The sequence below is a fragment of the Bradyrhizobium sp. CB1717 genome (assembly GCF_029714325.1).
Lineage (GTDB): Bacteria > Pseudomonadota > Alphaproteobacteria > Rhizobiales > Xanthobacteraceae > Bradyrhizobium.
In genome coordinates this window covers 3,115,062-3,127,728 of the sequence record NZ_CP121666.1, presented here as the reverse complement: position 1 = coordinate 3,127,728, position 12,667 = coordinate 3,115,062, and the positions used below count along the sequence as shown (strand labels likewise).

The window sequence follows — 12,667 nt, the reverse complement described above, 5'->3', positions numbered from 1 at the left end:
CCGGAGCCGTTAGCTCAGTACTTCGGCTCGTACATCTGCGACTGGACCAGGGCCCTGACGTCGTTGGGCGCGGGTCCGTCCGCCAGGCCGCGCTGATAAGCAACATCGGCAACAGCGGCGGCGATCTTGGCCGAGACCTCGCGGATGCGGGGCAGCGCCGGATAGAGGCTGCCTTGCGCAAGGTCTTCCTTGCCGACGCAATTGGCGAGCGTATGGGCGGCCGCCATGAACATCTCGTCCGTCACCAGCTTCGAGCCGCTGGCGATGACGCCGAGGCCGACGCCGGGGAAGATGTAGGAGTTGTTGCCCTGGCGCGGCACGAAGGTGCGACCGCTGAGCGTGACCGGATCATACGGGCTACCGCAGGCGAACAGCGCGCGGCCGTCGGTGTAGCGATAGGCATCCTCCGCCGAGCATTCCGCCTTCGAGGTCGGGTTGGAGAGCGCGAACACGATCGGCTGCTCGTTGAGCTCGGCCATCGTCTTCAGCACCTCGGGCGTGAAGGCGCCGCCGACCGCGGCAACGCCGATGATCGCCGTCGGCTTCAGCGTCTTGATCGCGGTGAGGAAGTCAGCAATCGGCGCCTGGCCGGTGTGGGCATAGCGCAGCTTGTGGCCGGAGAGACCTTCACGGCCGCCGACGACGAGGCCGCGGGAATCCACCAGCCAGTTGCGCCGGAGCGCCTCGGCTTCCGATGTGCCCTCCGCCATCATCGCGGAGACTACGAGATCGGCGATGCCGGTCGCTGCCTCGCCCGCACCGAGGAACAGGATTTTCTGATCCTTCAGCTTGCCGCCGGAGATGCGCAGGCCTGAGAACAGGCCGGCGAGCGCCACCGCCGCGGTGCCCTGGATGTCGTCGTTGAAGACGCAGGCCTCGTCGCGATATTTGTGCAGCAGCTTGAACGCGGAATGATTGGCGAAATCCTCGAACTGGATCAGCACGCCCGGGAAGGTCTTTCGCGCGGCGGTCATGAACTCGTCGACAAAGCTGTCGTACGCCTCGCCCGTCAGGCGCCGCTCGCGCAGGCCGAGATAATAGGGATCGTTCAGGAGCTCTTCGTTGTTGGTGCCGACGTCGAGCACAACGGGCAGGCACTGCTCGGGATGAACGCCGGCGCAGGCCGAATAGAGCGACAGCTTGCCGACCGGAATGCCCATGCCGTTGGCGCCGAGATCGCCAAGTCCCAAAATGCGCTCGCCGTCGGTGACGACGATCAGCTTGGCCGGATAGGGCCAGTTCTTCAGGATCTCGGCGATCTGGCCGCGATCGCGCGAGGAGATGAACATGCCGCGCGGCCGCTGGAAGATCAGGCCGTATTTCTGGCAGGCGAGCCCGACGGTCGGCGTGTAGATGATCGGCTGGATCTCGTCGATATTGTCGACCACGACACGGAAGAACAACGCCTCGTTACGGTCATGCAGCGCGTTCAGCGCGACGTATTTTTCGAGGTCGGTCGGCAGCGCGCGCAGATTGGTGAGCACGCGCTCCGCCTGGGTCTCCATCGTCAGCACGCAAGGCGGCAGCAGGCCACGCAGGCCGAGCGCGGCGCGCTCCGCTTCCGTGAAGGCGGTGCCCTTGTTGAGCAAGGGATCGCGCAGCAGCGTCATGCCGTGCGCGGTGTCGGATGATGTCGAATGGGCGCTGACCCGAGCAGGTCTATTCACGAAATCCCCCAGGGAGTTTCTTATTGAAGGGCAACCATTGTCGGCCAGCGGTCCCCCGAGATCAAGGACGTAGCCATCGCAGCATCGATTGTGATCTCGCACCGCAGCGAGATTGGCGCGCAAACTGGCAATTGAGCACGCCCAAATGTTAACGGCGCTGGGCTACTCAGGCTTGATGTCGGCGGCCTTCACAATCGGCCACCATTTCTCGGTCTCGGCTTTCTGGAAAGTCGCGAGCGCGGTCGGCGATTGCTGATCAGGTGGCGGAATCTCCTGCCCCAATTCGGCGAAGCGCTGCTTGACGGCGGGATCGGCAAGCACGGCGACGATGGCCGCGTTGAGCTTCGCAACAATGTCTTTCGGCGTGTTCTTCGGGGCCCAGATGCCGTGCCAGTAGGAAATATAGAGCCCGGGCAGCCCCGCCTCATCGACGGTGGGAATATCGGGTGCAGATGCAAGCCGCGTCGGCGAGGTCACGGCGAACGCCTTGATGGCGCCATTCTTGTATTGTGGCAGCGAGTTCGAAGCCTGGTCGAACATGATGTCGATCTGGCCGGCGACGAGATCGATCATGGCGGGCCCGGCGCCGCGATAGGGCACGAACTGGAAATCGGTCCCGGTCTTCTCCTTGAAGAAGACGCCGGCGACATGGGCGCCGGTACCCGCGCCGGCCGTCCCGGCGGTGGCCTTGCCGGGGTGGGCCTTCAGCCACGCGATCATCTCCTTCAGGGTGTTGGCCTCGAGCGACTTCCGGCCGACGATGAGCTGCGTTCCCATCGCGATGGTCGCGACCGGCTCGAAATCGGCGATCACGTCATAGGGCAGCTTGAAGATCGCGCCATTCAGCACATGTGTGCCCCAATGGCCGATGGTGATGGTGGTGCCGTCGGGCGTCGCGCGTGCAACGCGGGCGCCGGCGATGCTGCCGGAGGCGCCCGCCACGTTCTCGACCACGACCGTCGTGTGCAGCTCGGCCGCGATCCGCTCGGACAGGATTCGCGCCAGCGTGTCGGTCGGGCCGCCCGCCGCGAACGGCACGACGAGGGTGACGGGGCGCGACGGAAAGGGCTGTGCGTTGCCAGGTGCGGCCCACACCGCACATCCGATCAACGTGCAAATGACGAGCACATGACCACGAAATTCAGCCCACCGCCCCCGCATCAGTCTCTCCCACCCTTTTTGCCGCCCGCATGTTGTCCGCGGGCTGGAGCTGGAGTGAACGCTGCCGGGTGAGCAGAGGCAAGCGGTAAGTTGACCGGCAGCTATCCGGCGGCCCGACGTGGCGTCAGGTTCGCGGCATGATCGGCCGGCGGCGCGACATGCATCAGAATGGTCTGGGTCGCGGAGGCAACCTCGATCCCGTGCTGCTGGAAGCGCTGCTTCATGCGGCGGTTGAACTCGCGCTGCACCGGCCAGCGGCCGGCCTCGGTGCAGCGGATCTGGCCGACGATCGACACCATCGCGCCGTCGACCTTGTCGACGCCCCACAGCTCGAGATCGCCGCGGATCAGTGCGCGGAAGTCCGCCTCGCGCCGCATCTCGTCGACGATGTCCTTGAGGATCTGGCCGGCGCGATCGGTGTCCTCCTTGTAGGCGACGTTGACGCTGACGGAGGCGTTGCCGGCGCCGCGGCTGGCATTGGTGATGGTGGTGACCGCGCTGAACGGCACGATGTGCACGGCGCCGTCGCCGGCGCGCAGGCGGATGGTGCGGATCGAGACATTCTCGACGACGCCCGAGAGCCCGGAGACGCTGACGGTGTCTCCGACCTGCACCGTATTCTCCAGCAGCAGGAACAGACCGGTGATGAGGTCCTGCACCAGCTTCTGCGAACCGAAGCCGATGGCGATGCCGACGATGCCGGCGCCCGCGAGCAGCGGGGCGACATTGACGCCGATCTCGCTGAGCGCCGTGAGGCCGACCACGGTGGCGATCAGGCAGAGTAGCGCGGTGCGCAGCATCGGCTGGAAGGTGCGCAGGCGCGCCGCGCGGGCGTAGTGGCCGTCGCGTGACAGCGCATTGATCTGGCGATCGAGCAGCGCGTTGCTGATTTCCCAGATGGCGGCGGCGATGAACACGGCAATGCCGATCGTCACCACCGCCGAGATCAGCCGGCCGCCGATCTGGCCGCCATAGAACCAGACGATGGCGTCCACGCCCCAGACCTCGAGCACGGCCACGAAGCCGATGAAGGCGATCACGCCGGAGACGATCTTGCGCAGCAGCGGCAGATAGCGGTTGGCGCGGGTCTCCAGTCCCGGAAAGCGCTGCAGGATCTCCGGCTTGATGCGGAAGCCGCGGTCGATCAGGCTCAGCGTCAGCATGATGGCGACGCGCGTGATCACCGCGACCACAACGGTACCGACGAAATATTGCAGCAGCAGCGAATAGCCGTTGCGGATGTTCAGCGCCCACACCGCCCACAGCGCCAGATCGAGTGCGATGGCGAGATAATGCCAGCCGCCGGCGATGCGGTTGCGCAGACGTGCCGCGATCCCCTGCCGTTCCGCCGGCGCGCGGATGGCTTCTGCGACCTGGCGACGGCATTGCAGGATGATGACGACGATGAAGAGGTGCACGACCAGCATCACCATGCGCAGCAGCGCGGCATAGCCGGCACGATGCAGGCCGAGCAGCAGCGCCACATTGGCGAAGGCGATGCCGGTGACGCCGACACCGACGATGCGGCGCGCCCAGATCTCGATATAGGCCGCAGTCTCGGCTCGCACCGGAAACAGGCCGAACGGCCCCGCCAGCGCACGAACCAGGCAGATCAACCCGCGCGAGAACGCATAGGCGTTGACGACCGCGAGGATCACGAGTCGGACGGTCGTGGGCTCGCCGATCTCCGTTCCCAGCAGCGCGGTGGCGACGCCGACGAACACGAGCACAGGAAGCAGCTCGAGCACGAAACGGCCGAGCACGAAGGGCAGCCGCAGCATGACCTGCCAGATCCGCGCCAGACTGTGACGTCGCTTCTGCAACTCAGGTGCCGGCGTCACGTCGGCGACCGACGATGGCGGATCGGCGATCGGCAGCGCCTGCGCCGGCAGGCGCGCGGTCTGCGGCACACGTCCTTCCAGGAACACGACCGGACGGCGGATCAGACGGAAGATCACCCATTCGGCCGCGAGCGCGCAGCCGAGCACCAGCGCAAGCTTCCAGGCGATCTCGATCAGGAGATTGTAGGCCGCCGGATCGTTCGCGGTGCGCATGATCCAGTAGTAGAAGGCCGGGAAGTGCGTGAGCGTCCGCGTCATGCTGGCGATCTCGCTCGAGATCTCGCCGATCTGCTCCGACACCGTGAGCATGAGCTGCGCACCGAGGCCATCGGCCGCGAGCGGGATCGGCGATTTCTGTTCAGGCGCAGGCTGCGGCGCGCCGGACGCATTGGCGATCGCACGCAGCGTGTCGATCATCTGCGCGCGCCTCTTGTCGTCCTGAAGGGTCTCCAGCGCGCGCTTCGCCTCATCGGGCGACAGCGCGGCGGCATTATTCGTCGCCGGCCGAGGCGGCTCGGCGCGGGCGCTGGAGAGAGAAAAGATCGCGAGGAAGAGAGCGGCGACGAGCGCCGGGACAAGCTTATGCGACACGAGGATTCCCTGGAAAAAATGAATGCGCGCCGGCGGCGTCGGGATCGTCACCACCGAAGCACACGCGTCATGTCGGATTGCAGCTATTCGCCCCGGCCCTGTGTCGGAAATGGGCCAATGAGACGACATTCTCTTGGCATTTGCCGCAATGCAGGATCAGGGAACCGCGCCCTCGGCAGAGCTGGCGCCTGTCAGATCGCCGGGCGCACAAAAATCTCTACCGTCATTCCGGAATTCAATCCGGAATGACGGTGAGGAGGAGGAGAGAGAGAAGCAGGATGTCGAACGGCGCACCTGTCGCGACAGCCATCTCGGCTGTCCGACACGATTGATGTGATGCAAATTACAGCGCCGGGAAGGTAGGGGCTATGCCTCACTGATGCAGCCCGCTAAACCTTGACCCGGCGTGCCGTTCGCGGTTTGCGCCGCTATGCGATAGTCCGAACGAGCTCCATCGCAATTAACGCGGCTGGATCTGCGGAGGTGGTGTCATAGACCTCCCCTTGCTCTGAGGTGGACGTTACGCGTCGCGTATTCGCGACCGTTGCAATGCTCCTCCTGAGACATAAAACTGTCAAGCGGGAACGTCGACGCAATCGCGAGATTTGAACGGCGGCAACCGGGTTCCATCCAGCCATTTCACAACCTCAAGCTGCCCCGCGCGCGGCCGTTTTGACACCGGCGCAATGCCGGCGCTAGCTTGCGGCATATTGCTTCGATCAATTGTGGTGACGCGAAATGGACTAGCGCGAACTCGTGACACTTCTCGCCGGCATTTTGCTCCCACGCCCCTCCTCTCTTGCTGGACAATCAAACATGAAGCCAATCTATTGCCTTGCCGTTGTCGTAGCCCTCGCGACCGGATCGGCCTCCGCGCAGACCCCACCGCAGACCTCGACCAGGAAGGTCGACGGCACCGACAACGTCTACGTCTTTCGCTATGGCGGCCATCAGTCGATGTTCGTGGTGACGCCGCAGGGCGTGATCGCGACCGATCCGATCTCGTATCTGCGGCCCGCGAAGCCCTATATCGACGCGATCAAGGCCGTCACCGACAAGCCGATCAAATACGTCATCTACAGCCACCATCACTACGACCACATCGCCGGCGGCCAGCCCTTCAAGGATCTCGGCGCCACCTTCATCGCGCACCGGCGAACCAAGGAGCGTCTGCTCGAGCTGAAGAAGCAGAAGTCCCTGCTCGCCGACGTCGTCATGCCGGACCAGGTGGTGGACGACAAGAAAAGCATCACGCTCGGCGGTACCACGCTGGAGCTGAATTATGTCGGCCGCAACCATTCCGACAACTCGCTGGTGATGCGACTGCCGAAGGAGAAGATCGTCTTCGTCGTCGACTTCGCACCGATCGAGAGCGTCCAGTTCCGCAACATCCCCGACAATGCCTCGCCGCTGGAGTACATCGCCTCGCTGAAGAAGCTGGCCTCGCTCGACTGGGAGCGGATGATCCCCGGCCATCCCTATGCCGGCGGACGCTTCGGCACCAAGAAGGACGTCGAGGACGACATCGCCTACATGGAGGACCTCTCCACCGAAGTGAAGAAGGCGGCGGACGCCGGCAAGTGCTTCGACACCGCGATGAAGGAGGTGAAGCTGCCGAAATACGAGAAGTGGGCGAATTACGAGGCGAGCCTTCCTGCGAATGTCGAGCGCTTCTGCTACTGGTGGGGACGGGGATACTAAGGGACGGCGTACACGGACGCGACGCGCTTCGCTCGCGCCGAGGATACGGAGATCGTAGGGTGGGCAAAGCAACGAGACGCGCAGGGCGCGGCTCGATGCGTGCCCACCATGCCGGCCGCGATCGTGGAGAGATGGTGGGCACGGCGCAAGGGCGCCTTTGCTCACCCTACGAGGTCAGAGATGGCGACGGCGCGCTCCGGCGGACACGTCGCTTTGCCACCCTGCCTGGTCCGCGGCGATGATGACATCCTACCCCTGTTTTGCCCGACGGGTCAAATGAGGTTCTTTAAATCCGAAACGATCTCGACAGACCGCCAAGCCATTGATTCGGCTGGCACCGGCTACTGTGCATGGGGTTGTTTTCGTACTTTTTTGTCGATGCCGCTCGGTCGCCTAGAGAAACATGTCGGCCAGATCGACCGTCGAGGACTTTCCGATCTGGTCGAAGTTACACGCCAGCCAGCTTCGCGCCGCCTCGCGGCCCTCATCGCGCAGGCGGCACAACAGGCTCCATTCGGGATGGAACTGCGTGGCCGTGCCGAGCTGCGACATCAGCAGGTCGTTGCCGATCCAGTGCATGTACATGCGGCTATGCTTGTCGCTGTCGAGCTCGCCATCGTCGATCAGCCGTGTGGCGAAGGCGATCGCGCGCATCTCGCGCATCAGGGACGAATTGAAGCTGATCTCGTTGATGCGGTGGAGGACGTCGGCCGCACTGGTCGGCAGCTCGTTGCGCCGGATCGCCGTGACCTGCACGATGATGACGTCGTGACTGCCCTTGCGGTAGATCAACGGATAGATCGCTGGATTGCCGAGATAACCGCCATCCCAATAATGCTCGCCGTCGATCTCGACGGCCTGGAAATAGGGCGGCAGGCAGGCCGAGGCGAGCACGGTCTCCGCCGTGAGCAGCGGGCTCTGGAACACCTTGATCTTGCCGTTGCGGACGTTGGTGGCATTGAGAAACAGCTGCGGCGCCTCGGGCGAGGAATTGAGCCGGTCGAAATCGACCACGCGCTGCAGCAGCGCGCGAAGCGGATTGAAATGAAAGGGATTGAGCAGGCCCGGCGGCAGCGTGTGCGTCAGCGTGTGGATGATGGCGTGGACCGGATGATATTCCGGCGGCAGCTTCAGGGCCTGGATCCACTGGTTCAGCGGCGACATCAAATCGTACGCCATGTCCATGCGCGACACTTCGTACCAGAATGCATGCAGGCTCTCTCGCGCGGCCTCCGCGCCTCCGTGCGCCATGCCGGAGGCCATCACGACCGCATTCATGGCCCCGGCGCTGGTCGCGCTGATCGCCTCGATCGCGAGCCTGCCGTCTTCGAGCACCTGGTCGAGCACGCCCCAGACGAAGGCGCCGTGCGCGCCGCCGCCCTGGAGCGCGAAGTTGACGGTCTTGCGGTCGGCGGTCCGGTTGGCTGTCACTTTGCTTTCTTCCTGCCTCCCGTCTCCTCTTTCTCCAGCGCCTTGCGCACCTGCTCGAACTCTACGAGGGAGGCCTTGTCGGCACGGGGAAAGCGCAGGTCGAGCTTTTCCAGCGCGGCATTGATCACCGAGCCGATCACGACGCGGGCGAACCATTTGTGATCGGCGGGCACCACGTACCAGGGCGCATGGGCGGTCGCCGTGTGGCGGACGATGTCCTGGTAGACCGCCTGGTAGCGCGGCCACAGCGCGCGCTCCTTGATGTCGTCCATCGAGAACTTCCACTGCTTGGCCGGATCCTCCAGGCGGTCGAGGAAGCGCTCGCGCTGCTCGTCCTTGGAGACGTTGAGGAAGAACTTCAGCACCACGGTGCCGTTGCGGCAGAGATAGCGCTCGAAGGCGGAGATGTCCTCGAACCGCTCCTTCCAGATGTTCTTGGTGACGACCTTTGGCGGCAACTTCTCCTTGGCGAGGATCTCCGGATGCACGCGCGTCACCAGGCATTCCTCGTAATGCGAGCGATTGAAGATGCCGATATGGCCACGCTCGGGCAGCGCGACGACGTGGCGCCAGAGGAAGTCGTGGTCGAGCTCCTTGCTGCTCGGCGCCTTGAACGCCGTGACTTCGCAGCCCTGCGGATTGATGCCCTCGAAGATCGCCTTGATCGCACTATCCTTGCCGCCGGCGTCCATCGCCTGGAACACGATCAGCACGGACCAGCGGTCCTGGGCGTAGAGCTTCTCCTGGAACTCGATCAGCCGCTTCTTGTTGGCGTCGAGAATCGCCTGCGCCTTCTCCTTGTCGAGATCGCCCTTCTCGTTCGTCTTGTGTGCCTTGAGGTGAAACTTGCCCGAGCCATCGTAGCGGAATGGCGTGATGTAGCGGTCAAGCTCCTGGGCGAGCGATTTGGACGGCTTCTTGCTCATGAGCGCGGGATACCTTGCGTTGCGGCTTCAATCGGTCGAGCAAGCTACCAAGGATGCCCTTGGGAAGGAATATGATGAAGAGCACGAGCAGCACGCCGTAGACGAGGTTGTCCCAGCCGACCGCCTTGGTGCCGAAGCCGATGCGCAAGGTTTCCGCCAGGAGGATGGTGATGATGGCGCCGACGGTCGGACCGAGCGAGACGAACAGGCCGCCGACGATCGCCGCGAACACCATCTGCAGCGACACCGCGATGCCGCTGACCGTGTCGGGGGTGATGAACATCTGGTACTGGCAGTAGATCGCGCCGGCGAGCGCCGTCATCAGCGCGCTGAGCAGCGTGATCTTCAGCTTCTCGGCGGTGACGTCGACGCCGGCCGCGGCCGCGGCGTCCTCGTCCTCCGAGATCGCCTCCAGCGCATAGCGGGCCATGCTGCGGTCGACCCAATGCCAGACCACGATGCCGAACAGCCAGACCGCGAGCGCGATCAGGTACCAGGTGATCTTGTCGTCGAATTGCAGCGCCAGCAGCTTGTTGCCGGACGCGCGGTTCGGGGTGTAGCCGAGCGAGCCGCCGGTGTAGTCGCGCGTCGCCGTGATGACCTGGAGCACGATGCCTGACAGCGCCAGCGTCACCAGCACGAAATAATGCCCGGTGATGCGGAAGCGGAAGCAGGGATAGCCGACGATCATCGCCAGCGCGCCGGCCGCCGCCATGCTGATGGGAATGCCGATCCAGGGCGACAGTCCCAGATGATTCCACAACAGCGCGGTGACATAGGCGCCAATGCCCATGAAGCCGCCATGTCCGAGCGAGACGAGGCCGAACCGCCCCATCATCGACCATGACGTATAGGCGAACGACCAGATCAGGATCAGCACCAGGATGTGCAGATGATAGGGATCGCGATAGACGAAGGGCAGCGCGACCAGCGCCGCCAGCCCGATCCCCCATGCCGCCAGACGTCCCTGCCCCTTCATCGGCGCCTCGCAAGCAGGCCCGCGGGCCGGATGAACATCATCACGATGAAGAAGGCGAAGGCGAGCACATAGCCCCATTCGAGGTCGGAGAACAGGCCGCCGAGCGAGATGATCTCGGCGAAGAGAAAGGCCGCGATGAAGCCGCCGATGAAATTGCCGAGGCCCCCGAGCACGCAGATCAGGAAGGTGATCGGCCCGAAGGAGAGGCCGACGAAGGGATGCACGTCGTATTGCAGCACCAGCAGGCAGGCGGCGAGGCCGGCGAGCGCGCCGCCGAGCGCGGAGGTGATGAGATAGATGCGCTTGGTGTCGACGCCCATCAGCGCCATGATCTGCCGGTCCTGCGAGATGGCGCGGATCGCGGTGCCGGTGAAGGTGCGGGTCATGAACAGATAGACCGCGACCATGCCGACCAGCGCGGCCACGAAGGACAGCAGTCGCGCGTAGCTGAAATTCATGTCGCCGAAGGCGAGCACCGGCAGGCGGATGCCGAGATTGCGGAAGTCGATGCCGAAGGCGACGGTGGCAAAGCTCTGCAGCACGAACAGCACGCCGCCGGTCGCCAGCAGCTGGTTGATCGGAGGTGCTGTGAGCAGCGGCGCGATCACGAGGTAGTGCAGCGCCGCGCCGAGCACGGCGACCAGCAGGATCGTGAGCGGGGCGGAAACGAAATAGCTGACGCCGTAATACTGCACCATGAAATACATGGCGTACATGCCGATCATCACCAGCTCGGCGTAGCAGATCCAGGTCACGTCGATGACGCCGAAGATCAAATTGAGCCCGAGCGCGAGCAGCGCCAGCACGCCGCCGAGCAGGATGCCGTTGATGACGGCCTCCAGCAGGTAGATGTCGAAAATGTCCAGGAACGCCTGCATGCCCATCACACCCCGAGATAAGCTTCCTTGACCGTGTCGCTCGCCAGCATCTCGGCCGAGGTGCCGGACGCCCGGATCGTACCCGCCTCGATCAGATAGGCGCGGTCGACCACCTTCAGCACCTGCTGCACGTTCTGCTCGACGATCAGCACCGTCAGCCCGCTGGCGCGGATCCGCTTCACCAGCTCGAACACCTGCTGCACCACGACCGGCGCAAGTCCGGCCGACGGCTCGTCGAGCAGCAGCAGCTTTGGATTGGACATCATGGCGCGGCCGATCGCGCACATCTGCTGCTCGCCGCCGGACATGGTGCCGGCCATCTGGTGGCGGCGCTCCTTCAGGCGCGGGAACAGGTCGAACACCACCTCCAGCCGCTCGGTATAGTGCCCCCGCGCCTCCTTCATGAAGGCGCCCATCTTGAGATTGTCGTCGACCGTGAGCTGCGGAAACAACCGCCGGTTCTCCGGCACATGCGCAATGCCGAGGCTGACGATCTTGTGCGGCGGCGTCGCGACGACATCGACGCCTTCCATCGTGATCGATCCGCGCGAGGGACGGATCAGGCCGGAGATGACGCGCATCAACGTGGTCTTGCCGGCGCCGTTGGGGCCGATGACGCCGACGGCTTCGCCGGCCTTCACGTCGAGATTGACGTCGAACAGCGCCTGGAAGGTGCCGTAGCCGGCATTGACGCCGCGAAGCTCCAGCATCATTGGCCTCCCGCGCGGCGGCGCGCTTCGGCGGCCGCGGCCTGCGTGGTCTCGGCATCGGTGCCGAGATAGACCTCGATGACACGCGGGTCGCCGGCGACCGCGCTCGGCAGGCCTTCCGAGATCTTCTCGCCGTGATCGAGCACCATGACGCGGTCGACGACGCGCATCAGGACGCCCATGATGTGCTCTACCCAGATGATGGTGATGCCGAGCTCGTCGCGGATGTTGCGCAGCATGTCGGCGGCCTGGTCCATCTCGGCCTCGTCGAGGCCGCCGAGGCTTTCGTCGGCGAGCAGCAGCTTTGGCGAGGTGGCGAGCGCCTTCGCAAGCTCGAGCTTCTTCAGCCCCGCAGCGCCGAGGCCATCGACGCTGGCATGGCGATCGGTCGGCAGTCCGACCATCGCCAGCGCGCGCTCGGCCGCCTCCGCGGCCCTGGCGCGGCTGTGGCGGCCCTGGCCGTAGAAGCCCGCGAGCGCGACGTTCTCGAAAATGGAGAGGCGACGGAACGGCCGCGGAATCTGGAAGGTCCGCCCGATGCCGCCATTGATGATCCGGTGCGGCGCGAGACCCGCGATCTCGTGGCCGGCAAACAGGATCGAGCCGGAGGTCGGGGCCAGCGTGCCGGAGAGCATGTTGAAGATCGTGCTCTTGCCCGAGCCGTTGGGGCCGATCAGGCCGAGGATCTCGCCCTGGTCGACCCTGAACGACACGTTATTCACGGCGGTGAAGCCGCCAAACCGCTTCACCAGCCCGCTGACTTCCAACACCGGAGCACTCCG

Annotated in this window: 10 protein-coding genes; 1 reads left to right on the top strand and 9 read right to left on the bottom strand. The window is 64.6% G+C overall.

The window, feature by feature from the left end:
• Positions 1 to 14 precede the first annotated feature (14 nt).
• The 3 genes from QA649_RS14765 to QA649_RS14755 form a co-directional block, all read right to left on the bottom strand.
• Positions 15 to 1,610: an NAD-dependent malic enzyme gene (locus tag QA649_RS14765; protein ID WP_283026030.1), complete on the bottom strand. Its 1,596-nt coding sequence runs from the start codon at positions 1,608 to 1,610 to the stop codon at positions 15 to 17.
• Positions 1,611 to 1,829: 219 nt separating this feature from the next.
• Positions 1,830 to 2,828 (bottom strand): tripartite tricarboxylate transporter substrate-binding protein, encoded by a 999-nt coding sequence (locus QA649_RS14760; protein ID WP_283024823.1) that lies wholly within the window; start codon positions 2,826 to 2,828, stop codon positions 1,830 to 1,832.
• 101 nt (positions 2,829 to 2,929) lie between these two features.
• A complete protein-coding gene (locus tag QA649_RS14755; RefSeq protein ID WP_283024822.1) occupies positions 2,930 to 5,260 on the bottom strand; it encodes a mechanosensitive ion channel domain-containing protein in 2,331 nt (776 codons plus the stop codon).
• An 816-nt stretch (positions 5,261 to 6,076) separates the two neighbouring features.
• On the opposite strand from QA649_RS14755, the gene QA649_RS14750 reads away from it, so the two are divergent.
• Positions 6,077 to 6,961 (top strand): MBL fold metallo-hydrolase, encoded by an 885-nt coding sequence (locus QA649_RS14750; protein WP_283024821.1) that lies wholly within the window; start codon positions 6,077 to 6,079, stop codon positions 6,959 to 6,961.
• A gap of 393 nt (positions 6,962 to 7,354) precedes the next feature.
• Here the strand turns inward: QA649_RS14750 and QA649_RS14745 are convergent, their stop codons facing one another.
• Genes QA649_RS14745 through QA649_RS14720 form a run of 6 tightly spaced genes read right to left on the bottom strand, consistent with a single transcriptional unit; the run spans position 7,355 to position 12,655 of the window.
• Positions 7,355 to 8,392: a patatin-like phospholipase family protein gene (locus QA649_RS14745; protein WP_283024820.1), complete on the bottom strand. Its 1,038-nt coding sequence runs from the start codon at positions 8,390 to 8,392 to the stop codon at positions 7,355 to 7,357.
• Complete coding sequence (locus QA649_RS14740) at positions 8,389 to 9,318, bottom strand: polyphosphate kinase 2 family protein (protein WP_260389088.1); 930 nt, start codon at positions 9,316 to 9,318, stop codon at positions 8,389 to 8,391. The genes QA649_RS14745 and QA649_RS14740 overlap by 4 nt, the downstream gene beginning before the upstream one ends.
• Positions 9,278 to 10,297 (bottom strand): branched-chain amino acid ABC transporter permease, encoded by a 1,020-nt coding sequence (locus QA649_RS14735; RefSeq protein ID WP_283024819.1) that lies wholly within the window; start codon positions 10,295 to 10,297, stop codon positions 9,278 to 9,280. Before QA649_RS14735 ends, QA649_RS14740 begins: the two co-directional genes overlap by 41 nt.
• Positions 10,294 to 11,175: a branched-chain amino acid ABC transporter permease gene (locus tag QA649_RS14730; RefSeq protein ID WP_026311672.1), complete on the bottom strand. Its 882-nt coding sequence runs from the start codon at positions 11,173 to 11,175 to the stop codon at positions 10,294 to 10,296. The genes QA649_RS14735 and QA649_RS14730 overlap by 4 nt, the downstream gene beginning before the upstream one ends.
• Before the next feature lie 5 nt (positions 11,176 to 11,180).
• On the bottom strand, positions 11,181 to 11,885 hold the full coding sequence (locus QA649_RS14725; RefSeq protein WP_283024818.1) for an ABC transporter ATP-binding protein: 705 nt from the start codon (positions 11,883 to 11,885) through the stop codon (positions 11,181 to 11,183).
• The gene (locus QA649_RS14720) at positions 11,885 to 12,655 is read right to left on the bottom strand and encodes an ABC transporter ATP-binding protein (protein ID WP_283024817.1); all 771 of its coding nucleotides are present in this window, start codon (positions 12,653 to 12,655) and stop codon (positions 11,885 to 11,887) included. The genes QA649_RS14725 and QA649_RS14720 overlap by 1 nt, the downstream gene beginning before the upstream one ends.
• Between the last annotated feature and the right edge of the window lie 12 nt (positions 12,656 to 12,667).